Source organism: Serratia sp. YC16 (genome assembly GCF_009707615.1).
GTDB lineage: Bacteria > Pseudomonadota > Gammaproteobacteria > Enterobacterales > Enterobacteriaceae > Serratia > Serratia surfactantfaciens.
In genome coordinates, this window is the sequence record NZ_WLYN01000003.1 from 229,252 (window position 1) to 249,836 (window position 20,585).

General features: G+C 60.4%; 21 protein-coding genes. 3 read left to right on the forward strand and 18 right to left on the reverse strand.

What is annotated here, in order from left to right:
• Window positions 1-21: 21 nt before the first annotated feature.
• A complete protein-coding gene (gene radA, locus GKN89_RS12925; protein WP_025159617.1) occupies window positions 22-1,407 on the reverse strand; it encodes a DNA repair protein RadA in 1,386 nt (461 codons plus the stop codon).
• Between the two features lie 19 nt (window positions 1,408-1,426).
• The gene (gene serB, locus GKN89_RS12930; RefSeq protein WP_025159616.1) at window positions 1,427-2,404 is read right to left on the reverse strand and encodes a phosphoserine phosphatase; all 978 of its coding nucleotides are present in this window, start codon (window positions 2,402-2,404) and stop codon (window positions 1,427-1,429) included.
• Between the two features lie 110 nt (window positions 2,405-2,514).
• Here serB and GKN89_RS12935 point away from each other — a divergent pair, with 110 nt between their 5' ends.
• Window positions 2,515-3,198 (forward strand): YtjB family periplasmic protein, encoded by a 684-nt coding sequence (locus GKN89_RS12935; RefSeq protein WP_019454993.1) that lies wholly within the window; start codon window positions 2,515-2,517, stop codon window positions 3,196-3,198.
• Window positions 3,199-3,259: 61 nt separating this feature from the next.
• Here the strand turns inward: GKN89_RS12935 and deoD are convergent, their stop codons facing one another.
• The 15 genes from deoD to GKN89_RS13010 form a co-directional block, all read right to left on the reverse strand.
• Window positions 3,260-3,991, reverse strand: a complete 732-nt coding sequence (deoD, locus tag GKN89_RS12940) for a purine-nucleoside phosphorylase (protein ID WP_004933059.1) — start codon at window positions 3,989-3,991, stop codon at window positions 3,260-3,262.
• 96 nt (window positions 3,992-4,087) lie between these two features.
• Window positions 4,088-5,311 (reverse strand): phosphopentomutase, encoded by a 1,224-nt coding sequence (deoB, locus tag GKN89_RS12945; protein ID WP_154747125.1) that lies wholly within the window; start codon window positions 5,309-5,311, stop codon window positions 4,088-4,090.
• A gap of 70 nt (window positions 5,312-5,381) precedes the next feature.
• Complete coding sequence (deoA, locus tag GKN89_RS12950) at window positions 5,382-6,704, reverse strand: thymidine phosphorylase (RefSeq protein WP_019454991.1); 1,323 nt, start codon at window positions 6,702-6,704, stop codon at window positions 5,382-5,384.
• A 66-nt stretch (window positions 6,705-6,770) separates the two neighbouring features.
• Window positions 6,771-7,550 carry a deoxyribose-phosphate aldolase gene (gene deoC, locus GKN89_RS12955; RefSeq protein WP_016929165.1) on the reverse strand — a complete coding sequence of 260 codons (780 nt, stop codon included), beginning with the start codon at window positions 7,548-7,550 and terminating at the stop codon, window positions 6,771-6,773.
• A 370-nt stretch (window positions 7,551-7,920) separates the two neighbouring features.
• Window positions 7,921-9,198: a NupC/NupG family nucleoside CNT transporter gene (locus GKN89_RS12960; protein ID WP_019454990.1), complete on the reverse strand. Its 1,278-nt coding sequence runs from the start codon at window positions 9,196-9,198 to the stop codon at window positions 7,921-7,923.
• Window positions 9,199-9,382: 184 nt separating this feature from the next.
• Window positions 9,383-10,165, reverse strand: coding sequence for a TatD family hydrolase (locus GKN89_RS12965; protein ID WP_370520203.1), 783 nt, complete (start codon window positions 10,163-10,165; stop codon window positions 9,383-9,385).
• Window positions 10,162-11,280 carry a patatin family protein gene (locus GKN89_RS12970; RefSeq protein WP_074055303.1) on the reverse strand — a complete coding sequence of 373 codons (1,119 nt, stop codon included), beginning with the start codon at window positions 11,278-11,280 and terminating at the stop codon, window positions 10,162-10,164. The genes GKN89_RS12965 and GKN89_RS12970 overlap by 4 nt, the downstream gene beginning before the upstream one ends.
• Before the next feature lie 10 nt (window positions 11,281-11,290).
• Complete coding sequence (locus GKN89_RS12975) at window positions 11,291-11,476, reverse strand: hypothetical protein (RefSeq protein ID WP_019454987.1); 186 nt, start codon at window positions 11,474-11,476, stop codon at window positions 11,291-11,293.
• Between the two features lie 67 nt (window positions 11,477-11,543).
• Window positions 11,544-11,705 carry a DUF1328 domain-containing protein gene (locus GKN89_RS12980; RefSeq protein ID WP_004933089.1) on the reverse strand — a complete coding sequence of 54 codons (162 nt, stop codon included), beginning with the start codon at window positions 11,703-11,705 and terminating at the stop codon, window positions 11,544-11,546.
• Between the two features lie 160 nt (window positions 11,706-11,865).
• Window positions 11,866-12,480 (reverse strand): molecular chaperone OsmY, encoded by a 615-nt coding sequence (gene osmY, locus GKN89_RS12985; RefSeq protein WP_063918121.1) that lies wholly within the window; start codon window positions 12,478-12,480, stop codon window positions 11,866-11,868.
• 517 nt (window positions 12,481-12,997) lie between these two features.
• On the reverse strand, window positions 12,998-14,587 hold the full coding sequence (prfC, locus tag GKN89_RS12990; protein ID WP_154747126.1) for a peptide chain release factor 3: 1,590 nt from the start codon (window positions 14,585-14,587) through the stop codon (window positions 12,998-13,000).
• Window positions 14,588-14,733: 146 nt separating this feature from the next.
• Window positions 14,734-15,999, reverse strand: a complete 1,266-nt coding sequence (locus GKN89_RS12995; RefSeq protein ID WP_154747127.1) for a type II toxin-antitoxin system HipA family toxin — start codon at window positions 15,997-15,999, stop codon at window positions 14,734-14,736.
• A 3-nt stretch (window positions 16,000-16,002) separates the two neighbouring features.
• A complete protein-coding gene (locus GKN89_RS13000; RefSeq protein WP_019454983.1) occupies window positions 16,003-16,308 on the reverse strand; it encodes a helix-turn-helix domain-containing protein in 306 nt (101 codons plus the stop codon).
• A 154-nt stretch (window positions 16,309-16,462) separates the two neighbouring features.
• The gene (gene rimI, locus GKN89_RS13005; protein ID WP_019454982.1) at window positions 16,463-16,906 is read right to left on the reverse strand and encodes a ribosomal protein S18-alanine N-acetyltransferase; all 444 of its coding nucleotides are present in this window, start codon (window positions 16,904-16,906) and stop codon (window positions 16,463-16,465) included.
• Window positions 16,851-17,288, reverse strand: a complete 438-nt coding sequence (locus GKN89_RS13010; protein WP_019454981.1) for a DNA polymerase III subunit psi — start codon at window positions 17,286-17,288, stop codon at window positions 16,851-16,853. Before GKN89_RS13010 ends, rimI begins: the two co-directional genes overlap by 56 nt.
• A 146-nt stretch (window positions 17,289-17,434) precedes the next feature.
• Between GKN89_RS13010 and rsmC the strand changes: the two genes are divergently transcribed.
• Entirely contained in the window at window positions 17,435-18,475 is a 1,041-nt protein-coding gene (gene rsmC, locus GKN89_RS13015; RefSeq protein ID WP_049241930.1) for a 16S rRNA (guanine(1207)-N(2))-methyltransferase RsmC, read from the forward strand.
• Between the two features lie 50 nt (window positions 18,476-18,525).
• On the opposite strand, the gene GKN89_RS13020 is transcribed toward rsmC, so the two are convergent.
• Window positions 18,526-19,518 (reverse strand): aldo/keto reductase, encoded by a 993-nt coding sequence (locus GKN89_RS13020; RefSeq protein WP_154747128.1) that lies wholly within the window; start codon window positions 19,516-19,518, stop codon window positions 18,526-18,528.
• A gap of 118 nt (window positions 19,519-19,636) precedes the next feature.
• On the opposite strand from GKN89_RS13020, the gene GKN89_RS13025 reads away from it, so the two are divergent.
• Window positions 19,637-20,581 (forward strand): LysR family transcriptional regulator, encoded by a 945-nt coding sequence (locus GKN89_RS13025; protein WP_154747129.1) that lies wholly within the window; start codon window positions 19,637-19,639, stop codon window positions 20,579-20,581.
• Window positions 20,582-20,585 lie beyond the last annotated feature (4 nt).

Below are 20,585 nucleotides of genomic sequence, written 5' to 3' on the forward strand. Positions count from 1 at the left end.
TCTCTCTCGCCGCCGGCGACATTAATAAAACTCTTCCAGCACGTCCAGTGCGTCCGCCAGCTTCTTGACCCCGAACACCTGCATGTTGGCCGGCGGCTTTTTCGGCATATTGCCGTGCGGCACGATGGCGCGCTTAAAGCCGTGCTTGGCCGCTTCGGAGATGCGTTCCTGACCGCTCGGCACCGGACGAATCTCTCCCGCCAGCCCCACTTCGCCGAACACCACCAGATCGTTCGGCAATGGCCGATCGCGCAGGCTTGAAACCAACGACATCAGCAACGCCAGATCGGCGCTGGTCTCGCTGACCTTCACCCCGCCGACCACGTTGACGAACACGTCTTGATCCGACATCTGCAGCCCGCCGTGTCGATGCAGCACCGCCAGCAGGATCGCCAGGCGGTTCTGTTCCAGGCCCACCGCCACGCGGCGCGGGTTGGACATCATCGAGTGATCCACCAGCGCCTGGATCTCCACCAGCAGCGGCCGGGTGCCTTCCCACACCACCATCACCGAGCTGCCGGAGGTAACTTCATCGCCGCGGCTGAGGAAAATCGCCGAAGGGTTGCTGACTTCGCGCAGCCCCTGCTCGGTCATGGCGAACACCCCCAGCTCGTTGACCGCGCCAAAGCGGTTTTTGTGGCTGCGCAGGGTGCGGAAGCGGGAATCGGCGTCGCCATCCAGCAATACCGAACAGTCGATACAGTGTTCCAGCACTTTCGGCCCGGCCAACGAGCCGTCTTTGGTGACGTGGCCGACCATCACGATCGCCACACCGCGCGTCTTGGCGAAGCGCGTCAGGTAGGCGGCGGTTTCACGCACCTGCGCCACGCTGCCCGGCGAGGACTGAATGTCCGCCATGTGCATCACCTGAATCGAGTCGATCACCATCAGCTTCGGCTGCTCCTGCTCGGCGATCAGGCAGATCTGCTCGATGCTGGTTTCCGACAGCATGTTCAGGCCGCCGGTCGGCAGCCCCAGACGGTGAGCGCGCATCGCCACCTGCTGCAGCGACTCCTCGCCGGTGACATACAGGGTTTTCATCTGTTCAGACAGCTTGCACAGCACCTGCAGCAACAGGGTGCTCTTGCCGGCGCCGGGGTTACCGCCGATCAGAATCGCGCTGCCGGGCACCACACCGCCGCCCAGCACGCGGTCGAACTCGAGAAAGCCGGTGGTGAAACGCGGCAGCGCCTCAAGGCTGATTTCCGACAGCTTCTGCACCTTGCTGACGCCGGCGTCGCCGGCATAGCCGCTGAGGCGATCGTTGCGCGCCGCTGCGGGCGACGCGGCCAAACGCACTTCCGTGATGGTGTTCCAGGCATGGCAGGCGCTGCACTGCCCCTGCCAACGCGGATAGTCCGCCCCGCACTCATTGCACACAAATGCCCGTTTTGCCGCTTTTGCCACGTCTTACCTCAATCTTTCGTTATCGCACTTCGTGTTTCAGGCTGCCGGTGAGAATGCACAGCACGCCCATCAGATCCGCATGCCGGATCGCCACCTGCGCTTTTTCATATACTTTCGGTTTGGCGTGGTAGGCGATGCCCAACCCCGCCGCCTGCATCATTTTCAAATCGTTGGCGCCGTCGCCGATGGCCACGGTTTGCGCCAGCGGGATCTCCAGCTTCTCCGCCAGCCGCAGCAGCGTATCGGCTTTGAACTGCGCGTCCACCACCGGCCCCAGCACTTCGCCGGTCAACTTGCCGTCGCGGATCTCCAGCTCATTGGCCGCCGCCGCCACCAGCCGCAGCCGGTTGCGCAGATGTTCGGCGTAGTAGGTGAAACCGCCGGAGGCGATCGCCACATGCCAGCCCATCGCCTGCAGTTTACCCACCAGGCTGGTCAGCCCCGGCATCAGCGGCAGCTCGTCGCGCACCTGTTTGAGGATGTTGGCGTCGGCCCCTTTCAGCGTGCCGACGCGCTGACGCAGACTGGCGGTAAAGTCCAGCTCGCCGCGCATCGCGCGTTCGGTGACTTCCGCCACCTGCTCGCCGACGCCCGCCAGCTTGGCGATCTCATCGATGCATTCGATCTCGATCGCCGTCGAATCCATGTCCATCACCAGCAGCCCCGGCGTGCGCAGGTGCGGGATCTTGCCGAGCGGCGCCACGTCCAGCCCGTTCTCCGCCGCCAGCAGCTTGGCGCGCGGCGTCAGGGTGCCCGCCAACCGCACCACCTGATAGTCGTCCACGCCCCAGGCGGTGACGATCACCATCGCCGCGCCGAGCTTGCGTTGGAATTGGGTAATGCGCGCCTTGTCCAGTTTTCTGCCGTACAACAGCCACCCGGTATTGCCCGCCCGGTAATCGAGCGGCATCACTTCGTCGCCGCTAAGCGAAAGGGGAAGACCCGGCCATTGAGAGATCTCCGCCGGAAGATCGCAATAGGTCAGACTGTTTGACATCATTGACTCCTGAATGGACAAAAACGCTGCATGATAAAACGACGCATCAAGCTATCCTATCGCCAGCGGTTCTGGCAACATAAAGTGTCCCCGATGCCCAAGGAACCTGCATGGCCCGCGCTAAACTGAAATTTCGCCTGCACCGCACCGCTATTATCCTGATTTGCCTGGCTTTGCTGGTGTTGCTGATGCAGGGCGCCTCTTATTTTAGCCTGAGTCACCAAATGGCGCGATCCGAGCAGGTTGAAGAGCTGGCGCAGACGCTGACCAAACAGGTCGCCTACAGCCTGGCGCCGCTGCTGGACGACGACGGCAACAACCCGCGCATCGACGCCATCCTCAAGCAGCTCACCGATCACAGCCGCATTCTCGACGTCAGCGTTTATCAGCTGGACGGCACACTGGTCTCCCACGCCGGGGAACAGATAAGTATACGCGATCGCCTGTCGCTCGACGGCAAACGCGCCGGCAGCTACTTCAACCACCAGTTGGTCGAATCCATTCAGGGCAAAGACGGCCCGATCGGCTTTATCCGCATCACCCTCGACACCCACGTGCTGGCGACCGAATCCAAACAGGTGGACAACACCACCAACCTGCTGCGTCTGATGATCCTGCTGGCGCTGGCGATCGGCATCATTCTGGCACGCACCCTGCTGCAGCACCGCCGCAGCCGCTGGCAGCAGTCGCCGTACCTGTTGACCGCCAACACGCCGTTGGCAGAAGGCAATACCGTGGAAGACGACGAAGAGGATGCGCCGGAGAACAAGCAGGAAGCGCCGAAGAAAGAGTGACTCAGGCCAGGTGAAGTGAATAGATTGACAGGCGGGCGCCATAACGACGCCCGCCGGAGTATTAGGCTTTGTCGCCCAGCAGTACGGATTCCAGCGCGATAACGATCATTTCGTTAAAGGTGGTCTGGCGTTCCGCCGCCGTGGTCGCTTCGTGACGCAGGATGTGGTCAGACACGGTGCAGATGGTCAGCGCTTTACAGCCGAACTCTTCATACAGCTCCGCCGCCACGCCGTAGATGCCGGCCGCTTCCATTTCCACGCCCAGGATGCCGTACTTCTTCATCACCTGGAACATGTCCGGATCCGGGGTATAGAACAGATCGGCAGAGAAGATGTTGCCCACGCGCGCCGGAATGCCCTGCGCCGCCGCGGCGTCGACCGCGTTGCGCACCATGTCGAAGTCGGCGATCGCCGCGTAGTCGTTGTCCTTGAAGCGCAGACGGTTCACCTTGGAGTCGGTGCATGCGCCCATGCCGATCACCACGTCGCGCAGTTTGATATCGTCACGCACTGCGCCGCAGGAACCCACGCGAATGATTTTCTTCACGCCGAACTCGGCGATCAGCTCGCGCGCATAGATGGAGCAGGACGGGATGCCCATGCCGTGGCCCATTACGGAGATGCGGCGGCCTTTATAGGTGCCGGTGAAGCCCAACATGCCGCGCACGTTGTTCACTTCCACCGCGCCTTCCAGGAAGGTTTCGGCGATGTATTTTGCGCGCAGCGGATCGCCCGGCATCAGTACTACGTCAGCGAAATCACCCATCTCAGCATTAATGTGCGGCGTAGCCATAATTCTCTTCCTTTAAATCGTATTAAATAGCGTTAAACGTATAAACCGTGGCATGTCAGACGGCGGCCAGCTGCGCCGCCGTCTGAGACTCACGAATTAAAACATGCTCTTACCGTAATCCATCGGCGACAGGCCAAAATAATTGGCGACGGTCTGGCCGATGTCGGCGAAGGTCTCGCGGTGGCCCAACGAGCCCGGTTTCACTTTCGGGCCGTAGACCAGCACCGGGATATGTTCACGGGTGTGGTCGGTGCCTGGCCAGGTCGGATCGCAGCCGTGGTCGGCGGTGAAGATGATGATGTCTTCATCTTTCACCAGCTTCAGCAGCTCCGGCAGGCGGCGGTCGAACAGCTCCAGCGCCGCGGCGTAGCCCGCCACGTCGCGGCGGTGGCCGTAGGAAGAGTCGAAGTCCACGAAGTTGGTGAACACGATGGTGTTGTCGCCGGCCTTTTCCATTTCCGTCAGGGTCGCGTCGAACAGCGCATCGATGCCGGTCGCTTTCACCTTCTTGGTGATGCCGACGTTGGCGTAGATGTCGGCGATTTTACCGATCGACACCACTTCACCGCCCTTCTCGTCCACCAGCTTTTTCAGCACGGTCGGCGCCGGCGGCTCCACCGCCAGATCGTGACGGTTGCCGGTGCGCTGGAAGTGACCCGCTTTGTCGCCGACGAACGGACGCGCGATCACGCGGCCAATGTTGTAACCGCCTTCGGTCAATTCTTCACGCGCGATTTCGCACAGCTCGTACAGGCGCTCCAGGCCGAAGGTTTCTTCATGGCAGGCGATCTGGAACACCGAGTCGGCGGAGGTGTAGAAAATCGGCTTGCCGGTTTTCATGTGCTCTTCGCCCAGCTGATCGAGGATCACGGTGCCGGATGAGTGGCAGTTGCCCAGGTAGCCCGGCAGGTTGGCGCGCTCCACCAGCTTATCCAGCAGCGCCTGCGGGAAGCTGTTGTGCTCGTCCTTGAAGTAGCCCCAGTCGAACAGTACCGGCACGCCGGCGATTTCCCAGTGGCCCGACGGCGTGTCTTTACCGGAAGAGAGCTCGCTGGCGTAAGCATAAGCGCCGATGATATCGGCATTGCGATCCAGCCCCTGCGGGAAGTTGCCGGTGGACTCTTCCGCCGCTTTGCCGAGACCCAAACGGCTCAGGTTAGGCAGCGTCAGCGGGCCCTGACGGCCCACGTTGGCTTCACCGCGCGCGCAAACCTCGGCGATGTGGCCCAGAGTGTCGGAACCCTGGTCGCCAAAACGTTCGGCGTCTTCGCTGGCGCCGATGCCGAAGGAGTCCAATACCATAATAAATGTGCGTTTCATCTGTGCTCTCCTGCGTGTTCTCACGCTTTGGACGGCCGCGAAAAAGCCGCGGCCGTTCCTGATTCTTGGGTTATTCCGTGATGCGCTTATACACCACCGGCGTCGCTTCCGGCGCCTTATCGCTCAGCGTCATCGCGCTGCGCACCGCATCGGCCGCCTGCTGCCAGCTCTCTTCATCATTGGCGTGGATCATCGCCAGCGGCTGCTGGGCATCCACCTTATCGCCCAGGCGCGCCACCTCGGTCAGACCGACGCTGTAATCGATGGCGTCGCTCGCCCGGCGGCGGCCGCCACCCAGCGAAACCACCGCCATGCCCAGCGCGCGGGTATCCATAGCGCTGATGATGCCTGGCTTTTCAGCATACACCGGCTTGCTCAGCGTCGCCGCCGGCAGATAGCTATCATAGCGTTCGACGAAGTCTATCGGCCCCTGCTGCGCCGCCACCATGCGGCCAAACACCTCCGCCGCCTTGCCGTTGTCCAGCACCGCCTGCAGTTTGGCGCGCGCGTCGGCCTCGTCTTGCGCCAGGCCGCCGGACAGCAGCATCTCGACGCACAGCGCCAACGTCACTTCCAGCAGACGCGGATTGCGGTATTCGCCGGTCAGGAAGCGCACCGCTTCGCGCACTTCCACCGCGTTACCGGCGCTGGAGGCCAGCACCTGGTTCATGTCGGTCAGCAGCGCGGTGGTCTTGCAGCCCGCGCCGTTGGCCACGCCGACGATCGCCTGCGCCAGATCTTGCGACAGGGCGTAGGTCGGCATAAAGGCGCCGGAACCGACCTTCACGTCCATCACCAGCGCATCCAGCCCTTCCGCCAGCTTCTTGGCCAGAATGGAGGCGGTGATCAGCGGGATCGAATCCACGGTGGCGGTGATGTCGCGGGTGGCGTAAAAACGTTTGTCCGCCGGCGCCAGCGAGCTGGTCTGGCCGATGATCGCCACGCCGACGTCCTGAATGATTTTACGGAAGGCGTTATCGTCCGGGAAAATATTGAAGCCCGGAATGGCTTCCAGTTTGTCCAGCGTGCCGCCGGTATGCCCCAGGCCGCGGCCGGAGATCATCGGCACATAGCCGCCGCAGGCCGCCACCATCGGGCCGAGCATCAGCGACGTCACGTCGCCCACGCCGCCGGTCGAATGCTTGTCGACGATCGGGCCATTCAGCGCCAGGCTCTTCCAGTCCAGCACGGTGCCGGAATCGCGCATCGCCATGGTGAGTGCCACGCGCTCCGGCATGCTCATGTCGTGGAAATAAATGGTCATCGCCAGCGCGGCGATCTGCCCTTCCGACACCACGTTGTCGCGAATGCCGTTGATGAAAAAGCGGATTTCCGCTTCGCTTAACGGCTGGCCGTCGCGTTTTTTACGAATAATTTCTTGAGCCAGGAACAAGGCATCCCCCTGTGTCGCCGAGAGTCGGTGCAGACGGGCACGCCTGGCGCCCGCCAACGAAATCGATCAGTAGCCGCCACCGGCGGTCTGGGTCTGGTGGCCCAGCGCGGTCAGCAAGCTGGCCAGCAGGCTGGAAGCGCCAAAGCGGAAATGCCGCGCGTCGGCCCAGCCCTCGCCCAGAATACGATCGGCAAGTTGCAGATAATGCAGCGCGTCTTCCGCAGTGCGCACGCCGCCGGCCGGCTTGAAGCCCACCGTCTTCGCCACGCCCATATCGCGGATCACCGACATCATCAGCTCGGCGCTCTCCAGTGTGGCGTTAACCGGCACCTTGCCGGTGGAGGTCTTGATAAAGTCAGCCCCGGCCTTGATGGCGATCTCGGACGCCTTGCGGATCAAATCGGCCTGTTTCAGTTCGCCGGTTTCGATGATCACTTTCAGCAGCACGTTGGCCGCCTGGCAAGCCTGTTTGCACTGTTTCACCAGCTCGAAGCCAACCTGCTCGTTGCCGGCAATCAGCGCACGGTAAGGGAACACCACGTCCACTTCATCCGCACCATAGGCGATCGCCGCGCGGGTTTCCGCCAGCGCGATGTCGATATCGTCATTGCCATGCGGGAAGTTGGTCACGGTGGCGATACGAATGTCCGGCGTGCCTTGCTCGCGCAGCGCCTTACGCGCCACCGGAATAAAACGCGGGTAAATGCAGATGGCCGCCGTGTGGCCGGCCGGGCTGTTGGCCTGACGACAGAGCGCGATCACTTTCTCATCGGTATCGTCATCATTCAGCGTGGTTAAATCCATCAGGTTCAGCGCACGTTGCGCTGCTGCGGTTAATTCGGTCATAAAACTCTCCAACTGAGTACCTGGGTGTTGGCGAGCGGACTTGGTTCCATGAAGATAGCGCTGGGGAACGGCGTTCCCGCGGCGGCAACTGAGATCCTTCTCACCGCACATGGCCACCCGCCTTGCGGCCGGCCAGTAATAGCTATTTGAACACGAATGCCGGGGGCGATTCGCGTTCAGCGTCACACTATATGAAATAGCACTGTAACAGACCGGAATTATATGTGAAGAGCATCACAAAATAACGCGATATCGTTCACAAATTCGCTAAAGAAGCGGCTGAAGATCGCGGGTGCGGCAAGCACCCGCGTTGCTTAGAGTATAGGCGGAGTCCCGCGTTCGGTCGCACCGTCGCGGGCTCTGGGATGGCTTACAGCGCCAGGAAGAAGCCGGCGATGGTGGCGCTCATCAGGTTGGACAGCGTGCCCGCCGCCACGGCCTTCAGGCCGAAGCGCGCAATGTCATGGCGTCGGTTAGGCGCCATGCTGCCCAAACCGCCCAGCAGGATCGCCACCGAGGAGAGGTTGGCGAAACCGCACAGCGCAAAGGAGATGATCGCCTTGGTGTGGGCCGACAGCACCTGCAGGCCTTCCGCCGCCACCACGTCGTCCGGACGCAGATAGGCGCCGAAGTTCATGTAGGCGACGAACTCGTTGACGATGATCTTCTGGCCGATAAACGAACCGGCGGTCATCGCCTCGCTCCACGGCACGCCGATCAGGAAGGCGATCGGCGAGAACACCCAGCCGAGGATCAGTTCAAGCGACAGCTGCGGATAATCGAACCAGCCGCCGATACCGCCGAGAATGCCGTTAAGCAAGGCGATCAGCGCGATAAACGCCAGCAGCATCGCACCGACGTTCAGCGCCAACTGCATGCCGGAAGCCGCACCAGAAGCCGCCGCGTCGATCACGTTGGCCGGACGATCTTCTTCGGCGATCAGCTTCATCGCATCGTCTTTATCGTGGGTCTGCTCAGTTTCCGGCACCATCAGCTTGGCGAACAACAGCCCGCCCGGCGCCGCCATGAAGGACGCGGCGATCAGGTATTCCAGCGGCACGCCCATCTGCGCGTACCCCGCCAACACCGAACCGGCCACCGAGGCCAGGCCGCCGCACATCACGGCGAACAGTTCCGATTGGCTCATGGTGGCGATATACGGACGCACCACCAGCGGCGCTTCGGTCTGGCCGACGAAAATGTTGGCGGTCGCCGACAGCGATTCGGTGCGCGAAGTGCCCAGCAGCTTATGCAGGCCGCCGCCCAGAACGCGGATCACCAACTGCATGATGCCGAGGTAGTACAGCACCGCAATCAGCGAGGAGAAGAACACGATCACCGGCAGGACGCGCAGCGCGAACACGAAGCCACCGCCGCCGAACACCTCGAACATCTTGTCGGACACCAGCCCGCCGAAGATGAACGAAATGCCCTGATTGCCGTAGGCGATAACGTTTGCCACACCGTTAGACATACTGCCGAGGATGCTGCGGCCCAGCGGCACGTACAGCACCAGCGCACCGATGCCGACCTGAATGATGAACGCCCACACGACGGTGCGCAGTTTAATGGCCCGGCGGTTGCTGGAGAGCAGCACCGCAATGGCGATCAGCACCGCCATGCCAACCAGACTCATGATGAGTTGCATGCAAAGTTTCCCTGTTGCAAAAAATAAAATACATCCCTGCTCATGAAGAGAGGTCTGCTATTGGAGAGTTTCGCGGGGGATTATACTGAGCGAGGTCACCCTCGCACCGATTTATGTCACAAATGTATACAACGAGACGCAAATGAAAATCTTATAACGTGACGCAGGTCACGTTATGGTCATCTCAGTTCGGCATGGCGAACAGCGCCTGAGTATTGCGTTGCAGGTGGGCGGCGATCTCGTCGGCCGGTTCCGGCCGCAGCGCGCACAGCGTTTGAAACACCTCGGCGGCGCGTTCGGGGCGATTCGGCTGCCCCTGATAGCCGGCCAGCGGCATATCCGGCGCATCGGTCTCCAGCAGCAGCGCCTCGAGCGGCAGCTGCGCCATCACGCCGCGCGTTTTCTGCGCCCGCTCATAGGTGATAGTGCCGCCCACGCCGATATAATAGCCAAGGCGAATAAACGCCTGTGCCTGCGACAGGCTGCCGGCGAAGCCGTGCACCACGCCGCGACGCGGCAGCTGTATGCGCCGCAGCGCCGCGGCCAGCTGATCGTGAGTGCGGCGCGAGTGCAGGATCACCGGCAGGTCATGCTGTTTCGCCAGCCTCAGTTGGGCCAGCAGCACGCTTTGCTGCCGCTCGAACTGCGGGTTGTCCATATACAGATCGAGCCCGATTTCCCCCACCGCCACCAGCTTGTGCGGCCGTTCGGCCAGCAACGCCGCCAGCTGTTCCAACTGCGGTTCATGATGCTGCGCGATATACAGCGGGTGCAGCCCCAGCGCGGCGAACAGCGGCGCGTGCTCCTGCGCCAGCCGCAGCACCCGCGCGAAGCGATCGGCGGTAACCGTCGGCACGATGATGCGCTGCACGCCGGCGCCGGCTGCCCGCGCCAGGCTCTCGGCCTCATGCCCGGTAAAGGGTGGGAAATCGAAATGGCAGTGGGTATCGGTAAAGGCGTAACTCACAGCGCGCCCCCTTCACCCGGCGGCAGATCGCCCGGCAGGATAATTTTCGGCGCCGCCACCGCGGCCTCCGGCTGCGCGCCCAGATCGGACGGCATGGCGATATCGGTCACGATCGGCGAAGGCATTCTGACGTTCTCCGGCTGGATCAGACGGCGCGACAGCGATTTCTTCACCTTCATGCCGTCCGGCTCCGGCTGCGCCATCCACTGGCCGACGGTGGCCAGGAAATAACGGCCGCAGCGGCGCCCCAGATGATAATCCTGATTGAGCGAACCCAGTCGGCTGCCCAGCGCATTGCTGGCCAGCGGCTTCGGTGGAAAGATTTCGAAAATGCGCAGCTTGCCCGGCGGCTTCTCGATAAAGCGCTGGATGCGGTGGTAGCTTTGCTCGTGGTGCTGCAGGATGCGCACCATCTGCTGCAGACTGCTGTCGCTCAGCCAGTGCTCCATGCGCTTCATCCACTGCGGGGTGTAGTACATCTGCGAAGGGACGGTGCGGATCACCACGATGGTGTCGGCGCCGCGACGGTAGGCCTCTTCCACCGGGATCGCATCGCTGATGCCGCCGTCCTGATAGCTGACGCCATCCAGCTCCACGCCCTGACGATAAAAGCCGGGAATGGCACTGGACGCCTTGATGGCCGGCAGCCAGCGTTCACGCTGCGCCGGCAGATAGGTCGGTTCAAAATCATCGCTGCGGCAGGCGCACAGCAGGAACTCGCGCCCATCGGTGAGGTGTTGTTCCGCCACGTCCATCGCCAGCGGCATCTGTGCCGCCGCCGTGTCGACCAACCAATCGAGATCGATCAGATGCCCGCCGCGTACGAAACGCAGCGGATTGAAAAATTGCGCCGACGTAGTGTAACGGGTGATCACTCGACGCGCGTAGCCCATCTGGCCGCAGATGTAGGCGGACAGATTTTGCGCGCCGGCAGACGTGCCGATCAACAAATCGAAAGGGTTAAAGCCCGCGCGCTGAAACTCGTCCAGCACGCCGGCGGTGAAAATGCCGCGCTGGCCGCCGCCTTCACAGACCAACGCCATTTTTCCTGGCCGAAAGGGTTTAGACGCCAGCGGTTCTATATTGCCGAGCGTGATGGGTATTCTGTATCCCAACTTGGCATCCTCAGTGAGACGTTTTTTCCGAGGATACCGCGTCTCGCTCTCTTCCGTAATCCTCTTGCAGCACGCCGGCGAGGAAATCATTGCTGCCAGCCAGCCAGGCGCAATCGCTGCCGGACCATTCGGCCCACGCCTGCCATACCTGGCCTTTCAGCTGTTTCCAGCGTCCGACGACGATATCGCTGTTCATGGCCGGCCCTCCCGACGTGAGAAAAGGAATTAAGCTTTGTTACAGTTTACAGGAAAATGCCGGCCGGCTAAGGGCGCCGGCGGCCGGTGAACAGGCTGACCAGGAACAGGATGATGCCGACGACGAACACCACCTTGGCGGCCCAGGCGGCGGTACCCGCCAGCGAACCGAACCCCAGCGCCGCAGCGATAAGCGCGATGACTAAAAAGATAATGCCCCAACGAAACATAAGCTTCTCCTTACCATTGTGAAAAAATCGCTGCTGTCTCCCGCCCCGACAACGGGGCATCGACGGCAAATCAGTTTCTTTTTTTGGTGGTACACGTCGGGCCGCCTTCACGGCCCGACAGATGCGGCTTGTTGTGACTTGTTACGGGCGCCTGGCGGGATTACTGCTTGACCACCAGGTCATTTTTCACGCTTTTCACGCCGTCGATGGCCTTGGCGATGCTTTCCGCACGCTCAGACTGCGCCTGCGTTTTCACTTCGCCGGAAAGCTGCACCACACCGTCGGTGGTTTCCACTTTCACATTGCGCGACGGCACGATGTCGTCGGCCAGCAACTTGGCTTTCAGCTCGCTGGTGGTGGCGGTGTCGCCGGCATACGATTTGATCGACTGGTTGGCTTCATCTTTCACGTGCAGCTTGTCGCTGACGGTCTTGACGCCTTCCACCTTACCGGCAACCGCGACCGCATGTTCCGCCTGCGCCTGGCTGCCGACGAACCCGCTCAGGGTCACCGTGCCTTTTTCGGTTTTCACCGAAATGTCAGAACTTTTGATGGTCTTATCTTCCACCAACGCACTTTTAACTTTAGCCGTTATCGCGCTGTCATCCATGTAACCGTCAACTTTTTTCATGGAGCTATCGATTTTGGCACCGGCACTATCCGCGGCGTTAGACGCCTTGTTGAGCAGACTGTCTTCGGCCAGCGCACTGCCGCTCACCAAAACAGAACCCAATACGACAGCCATCAGCGAGTGTGCAAATTTGGTCTTTTTCATCGATCTCTTCCTTTTGTTGGGGGCCCTCAGCGCCAGAGCGCCGGAACCCTGCGGCCGCCTTCACGCGGCCTGCTCGGTAAATACTTCATCATCGCTATACGATTAAGCGTTCACGACAGGAGTACTGCAACCGTCGTGCCAACTCAATAAATACATTTAAAATCAAATATATAAATCATTGCGTCGGATTTTTAATCAAAAAACTGTCGCCTATTGACGACAGACTAAGTGACACAAAACGGTAAAACAGCCATCTCATTGATATTCAAGGAAACACACTGTCTCCTATCGGCAACACATTGGAATAAGTCACCAAATAACCAACGCATTACAGTGATTTACTCTCAAGCAATGTGTGGGCATCTTGTTAAACATAGACCATCAGACGAAAAACGCAGGCCAAACGAACGCTGCCTGGCGACATCGGTTTGCGGCATAAAAGGTGAGGAAGTTTTATTAATTAGCGGAGTGAGGATGAGGGAGGTTGGCAGGGCGCACCGGGCGCCCTGCCGATTTATCAGTGTTCGCGCGTCTTGCGGAAGGTCACGTCAGGATAGCGTTCCTGCGTCAGGTTGAGGTTCACCATGGTCGGCGCGATGTAGGACAGGTTGTCCCCACCGTCCAGCGCCAGGTTGATCTCGTTCTTGCGCTTGAACTCTTCGAACTTTTTCACGTCGTCGCACTCGACCCAGCGCGCGGTCGACACGTTGACCGACTCATACAGCGCTTCCACGTTGTACTCGCTCTTCAAGCGCGCCACCACCACGTCGAACTGCAGCACACCGACCGCGCCGACGATCAGATCGTTGTTGGCGATCGGACGGAATACCTGCACCGCGCCCTCTTCGGACAGCTGCACCAGCCCTTTCAGCAGCTGTTTCTGCTTCAGCGGATCGCGCAGGCGAATGCGGCGGAACAGTTCAGGCGCGAAGTTCGGAATACCGGTGAACTTCATGTCTTCACCCTGGGTGAAGGTATCGCCGATCTGAATGGTGCCGTGGTTGTGCAGACCAATGATGTCGCCCGGGTAGGCTTCTTCCACGTGCGAGCGGTCACCGGCCATAAAGGTCAGCGCGTCGGAGATCACCACGTCTTTGCCGGTGCGTACCTGGCGCAGCTTCATGCCCTTCTCATAACGGCCGGACACGACGCGCATAAAGGCCACGCGGTCACGGTGCTTCGGATCCATGTTGGCCTGGATCTTGAACACGAAGCCGGTGAATTTCTCTTCCGCCGCTGTCACTTCGCGGGTATCGGTTTTGCGCGGCATCGGCGCCGGCGCCCAGGCTACCAGGCCGTCCAGCATATGATCCACGCCGAAGTTGCCGAGTGCGGTACCGAAGAACACCGGGGTCAGATCGCCGCTCAGGAAAGCCTCCTGATCGAACTCGTGGGAAGCACCCTGCACCAGTTCCAGCTCATCGCGCAGCTGCGCCGCCAGATCTTCGCCCACGGCGACATCCAGTTCCGGGTTATTCAGGCCTTTGACGATGCGCACTTCCTGAATGGTGTGGCCTTTACCGGTCTGATACAGGTAGGTTTCATCCTTGTACAGGTGGTAAACGCCTTTGAACAGCTTGCCGCAGCCGATCGGCCAGGTGATGGGCGAGCAGGCGATCTTCAGTTCACGCTCAACTTCGTCCATCACTTCCATCGGATCGCGGATGTCGCGGTCCAGTTTGTTCATGAAGGTCAGGATCGGCGTGTCGCGCAAACGGGTGACTTCCATCAGTTTGCGGGTGCGATCCTCAACGCCCTTGGCGGCGTCGATCACCATCAGACAGCAGTCGACGGCGGTCAGGGTACGGTAAGTATCTTCGGAGAAGTCTTCGTGCCCCGGGGTGTCCAGCAGGTTGACCAGGCTGTCGCGATACGGGAACTGCATCACCGAGGTGGTGATCGAGATCCCACGCTGCTTTTCCATTTCCATCCAGTCGGATTTGGCGTGCTGGCTGGAGCCGCGGCCTTTTACCGTACCGGCGGTCTGGATCGCCTGTCCGAACAGCAGCACTTTTTCGGTAATGGTGGTCTTACCGGCATCGGGGTGCGAGATGATGGCGAAAGTTCTTCTTTTGGAGACTTCGCGGGCAAATTCACTAGGAGACATGGTTTTCAGGTTCTACGGTTAGTCCGCCCTGCGACATCATCAGAACGCGCCGATCGCGGCGCCGGGCAAAGCGGTGAATAAAAGATAACAGCCGGGCATTTTCGCCGATTTGCCAACCGGTGACAATCAATGGATCCGATTTCCCGCTAACGCAGGCGGAAATCGGGGGACAAGGCAGCCCAATGCCGACGCAATATCGATTTGTGATCGTCCGCCATCGGCAGGTTTTCCAACAATGCCGGCCACAAAGCTCGCGCCTTGTCGATGGCATCCAAGAGATGCACCCGTATTGCGGGCCAGGGAATATCGACTCGATCAGACCAGTGCTCGAAGGTTCGCATTGAGATCCTATCCCAGCGTTTTTCCTTCGCCATATTGAGCGCAACCTCAGACTCACCAGGGATATAAACCAATGTAGTGACGATGTCATAAGCGGGGGCAAGCCGCACATCGGCCTGGTTTGGATAGATCATGGACCAATTTTTTACGTGAGCATCGCCATTGGCGAGCAGAATATTCGCCAACAGACGGCGCGCCATTTGCTGCGTATCCGCTAAAGATTCACTGCCAAACTCATAGAGATAAGCCGCTATCTGATCGTAATTTTTGCCGCGGTATTTGTCGTGTGGATAGATCTCGAATATCTGGGCAAAATCTTCTGTATGCACTCGCCCACTTTCACTGCGGTCAAAACGACGAATGGCATAAGCATAGGGTTCATCCGCCAAGCGAATATCAGGCAAGTGTTCAAGCCGTGTCAGCTCAACCAGCTCAATATCGGGAATATCCACGCCGATGGCTTGCGCCAAGCGCATTGCCGTATATTCATTTTCGGGGAGATGACGATGAACGGTTGAAGGCGTTTTAATGATCCAGCTATCAGCGCCCACCTGAGAAGAAATGTTGAAGCGGCCATCTTTGCGCACAGAGGAAAATTTCATTTGTACCCCTGCCAGAGAAAATTTCTGCGCCACCACTCCAACATCAATTTGCACGGCTTCCAGCTCTCCGCGCGACATTAACGCCCAAGCGGGAATATCACTTGCGGCCAGCGGCCGTGCTTCAAGCGCTCCCGGCAAGTTTTCCCCCGCCCAGGCAATTAAAGGAAACTCCTCATTCACATGGGTTTTCAACGACTGGGCCAACCAACTGCGCAGTGCGCCTTCGGGCAATAAATTGGATAAGACGGGCGGAAGGCGCTGCGATGACTGTAAAACTTGCTCAAGATACCCTGCGTGCGCCTTCTGCCTTAGCGTAAACAGGGGACGAACAGGCTCCGGCAAAGCGAGGTAGTGCGGATCAAACGTCAGGATGTTTCTGCCGCCGCTGTAGTGCGCCAGCACGCCCACCCGCACACCATGCAATATCAAGGCTAACGCCTGCACCGATTCAACCTGTCGCCGCCCTTTCATTCGCTAGTCCTCGAGATCTTTCAGTTTTTCTTCGAAATTCTGTAAGTTACTCACTTCTGGTGCATGACTCACTGTCTGTTGCAGCAAGCACTCCACATCACGGACAGACCTTTTCGGCACGATAACATATTCCAAATCCATCGCCGCCAATATCCGTAGCAGCGTGCTCATCCGCATATCGCTGCCCGATTCAACACGCTGATATTGCTGTTGAGTCATGCCAATCTTCATCAAAAAGTCTTTTTGGCTCCAGCCCAACTCAATGCGCTTTTCTTTCAGCAACGCTGATATTTCTGATAATTTTCTCATCCCCACCTCCAAACAACGCATTGATTGTTTCCTCAACAATAAACAACAAATTAGTTGTCGTCACAGCGAAAAACAACTTGTTTGATGTAAATTAATCAGGAAACAACTTTTAAGTTGTTAAAGGGAAGAAAACAATCAATAGGATGTTTTTAGATTACGCCAACGGCAGCGCCATCACGATCGCGTCTTCGCGGCCGTGGGCGCTCGGGTAATAATTGCGGCGCACGGTGACTTCGTTGAAGCCGAGATCTTCATACAGCGCGATCGCCGCCTGGTTGGAGGCGCGCACCTCCAGCCACAGCGTGACCACGCCGCGACTCTCCAGCTGTTCGATCAACGCGTTGAGCAGCAGGCGGCCAAAACCCCGGCGCTGCCACTGCGGATGGATGGCGATGTTGAACAGCGTGGCTTCATCCAGCACGATTTGCGTGATGGCGAATCCCGCCATCTCCCCGTCGGCGCTCAGCTTCAGGTTAAGGTAGCGATCGCCCTGATTGCTGGCGAAGGTGGTTTCCGTCCAGGGAAAGGCGTGGCTGGCTTGCTCAATGGTGAAGGCTGTGGCCAGGTCGGCCGCCGTCAGGGTAGAAATCGTGTTCATGATGACAAATCTGCTGCCAGAGGGCGCGTTTGGCCCCCGCGTCTTGGGAAAGCTCGGCCAGCGCCGGGCTGTGTAGCTGCGCGCCGGCGACCGCAAGCGGTTCCGCCACGCCCAGCCGCCAACTGTTGCATGTGGTCTCTTCAGGCAGCATCGCCGCCTGTTCCGGCGTCAGGCTGTAGGTTTGCGCCGGCGTCAGCCCCAGGCTGCGCAGCACGTCGCAAAACAGCGGATCGTCGGGCGCGGGCAGCGTCTGCGCGACCACCAGCAGGCGCGCCTCGGGTGGCAGACTGACCGCCACTTCGCCCTGCAACACGCCCGGGCGGCGCAATGTCCACTGCGTAATACCCAGTTGTTGTAACAGCCAGTCGCGTTTTGATGCCATGCCGATTCCTACCCGTTGTGGTGCGCCATGCCTGCCATGCGCCGCGCTATGCTAACAAACCCGCGCAGCCCGCGCCAACAAACCCGTCGAACATATCGCCACAAAGCTCTATAATCCCCGGTCTCATTTCCAGGAGCCAATATCTGATGTCTGCATTAACCCCCGCCAGTGAAGTCATGCTGCGCCACAGTGATGAATTTATCGAACGCCGCGTGCTGTTTGCCGGCGACCTGCAGGACAGCCTGCCGGCCCAATTCGAGGCCGCGGACGTGCGCGTCCACACTCAGCATTACCATCACTGGCAGTTACTGAACCGGACGATGGGCGATAACGTGCAGTTCGGTTTGACCGTCGATCCCGCTTTCGTCGCCGACTGCGACACGCTGGTTTACTACTGGCCGAAGAGCAAGCAGGAGGCGCAATTCCAACTGTGCAACCTCCTGGCGCTGTTGCCGGTAGGCGTGGACGTGTTCGTGGTCGGTGAAAACCGCAGCGGCGTGCGCAGCGCCGAGCCAACGCTGGAAGGCCACGTTGCGCTGGTGAAAATCGACAGCGCACGGCGCTGCGGCCTGTATCACGGCCGCCTGGACGCGCAGACCGAGTTCGATCTGAACGACTGGTGGGACAGCTATCAGCTGCACGATCTGGAAGTGAAAACGCTGCCGGGCGTGTTCAGCCGCGATGGCCTGGACGTCGGCAGCTCGCTGCTGCTGTCGACGCTGGAAAAACACATGAAAGGCAAGGTGCTGGACATCGGCTGCGGCGCCGGCGTGATGGCCTCGGTGATGGCCAAGCTGTCGCCGAAGGTGAAACTGACCCTCAGCGACGTCAACGCCGCCGCGGTGGAATCCAGCCGTGCGACGCTGGCTGCCAACGGCATCGAAGGCGAAGTGATCGTCAGCAACGTTTACTCCGACATCACCGGCCGTTTCGACATGATCATCTCCAACCCGCCGTTCCACGACGGGCTGCAGACCAGCCTGACCGCCGCGGAAACCCTGATCCGCGGCGCGGTGAAGCATCTGCCGATCGGCGGCCAGCTGCGCATCGTCGCCAACGCCTTCCTGCCGTACCCGGACATTCTGGACGCCACCTTCGGCAGCCACGAAGTGCTGGCGCAGAACGGCCGCTTCAAGGTGTACCAGGCTACCGTCGGCCGCCCGCCGCGCGCGCCGAAGAAGAAATAAGTTCCCGTTGGCGGAAAACGACAGAGCGCGGCCCGAGGCCGCGCTTTTTTTTAGCCGTTGATATAGGTCATCGACTCCGCGCCGTAGCGATCGCCGGCCGCCGCGCTCAGCGGGAACACCGCTTCTATCGCTGCCAGTTCAGCCGCGCTCAGTGTTATCTCCGCCGCGGCGACGTTCTCTTCCAGATAGCGCCGGCGTTTGGTACCGGGGATCGGCACGATGTGCTCGCCCTGCGCCAACACCCAGGCCAGCGCCAACTGTGAAGGCTTGACGCCCTTCTGCGCCGCCAGCTCGCCCACCTTCTCCACCAGCGCCAGGTTGCGGGCGAAGTTTTCCCCCTGGAAGCGCGGGTTACTGCGGCGGAAATCGTCCTCGGCCAGATCCTCCGGCCGCCGGATAGCGCCGGTGAGAAAACCGCGCCCTAACGGGCTGTATGGCACAAAGCCGATGCCCAGACGCTCACAGGCCGCCAGCACGCCCTGTTCGGCGTCGCGCGTCCACAGCGAATACTCGGTCTGCAGCGCGGTGATCGGATGCACCTTGTGCGCCCGCTCCAGCGTGGCGACCGACGCCTCGCTCAGGCCGATATGGCGGATCTTGCCTTCGCGGATCAGATCCGCCATCGTGCCCACGACGTCTTCGATCGGCACCTGCGGATCGACCCGGTGCTGATAATAGAGATCGATCTCCTCCACGCCCAAGCGCCGCAGGCTGCCTTCCACCGAGCGCCGGATATACTCGGGCCGGCTACTGACGCCGCGCGCCGACGGATCCGCCGGATCGCGCAGAATGCCGAACTTGGTGACCAGGAACACCTGCCGCCGCTTGCCCTTGATCGCCTCCCCCACCAGCTGTTCGTTGGTGTGCGGCCCGTACATGTCGGCGGTGTCGAGCAGCGTGACGCCCAACTCCAGCGCCCGGTGCAGCGTGGCAATGGCTTCTTGCCGATCGGCGCCGGTGGAATAGAAGTCGCTCATGCCCATGCACCCCAGCCCCAGAGCGGAGACGACGGGACCGTTGGAACCGAGTTTACGTTGTTGCATTGTGCTGCCCTCATGCGGTGAATGGATAACGCAGCAAAGTCTGGTTGTTTACGCGGCAAAGATAAATAATGCAGATTGCACATCACTGTTTAAGAATCGCCAACAATCCGGAGTGAACATGGATCAGGTTCAAGCCATGCGCATTTTTACCCGCATCGTCGAACTGGGCAGCTTCAGCCGGGCGGCCGAACGCCTGCAGCTGCCGCGCGCCACGGTCAGCAACGCACTGAAACGGCTGGAACAGCGGCTGGGCGTGCGCCTGCTGATCCGCACTACCCGCCAGGTGCAGGTGACCAGCGAAGGCAGCCTCTATTACCAGCGCTGCGTGCAGTTGCTGGGGGCGCTGGAAGAGGCGGACACGCTGTTCAGCCAGCATAAGCTGCAGCCGTCCGGCAAGGTGCGCATCGATATGCCCCATTCGCTGGCGCGCGAGGTGGTGATTCCGGCGCTGGACGACTTTTATCGGCGATATCCCGACATCACGCTGGCGCTGGGCGCCAACGACACCCACGTCGATCTGTTGCGCGAAGGCGTAGACTGCGTGCTGCGCGCCTGGGAAACCGAAGACGACGGCCTGGCGGCGCGGCGCATCGCCCAGCTGCCGCAGGTGACCTGCGCGTCCCCCGTTTATCTGCAGGCCCACGGTACGCCGCTCGACATCGATAGCCTGGCGCCGCATCGCGCGGTGGGCTATTTTTCCCTGGCCAGCAACCGCGATTACCCGCTGGAATTCTGCCGCGGCGGCAAGCTGGAACTGCGCGAGCTGCCCGCGCGGCTCAGCGTCAGCGGCGCCGATGCCTACATCGCCGGCGCGCGCGCCGGCATGGGATTGATTCAGGCGGCGCGCTATTCGCTGGCACCCTGGCTGAAACAGGGGGAGCTGGTGGAGGTGTTGACGGAAACGCCGCCTCCGCCGATGCCGATTTACATCATGTATCCACCCGGCCGTTTCCTGGCGCCGCGGGTCAGAGTGTTGATTGATTGGCTGATTTGGCTGTTTGACCAGCAGAAAAGCGGCGATATGGCTGTTTTTCCAGCAAACGCCCGCAAAGCGGGGAAATAACTAT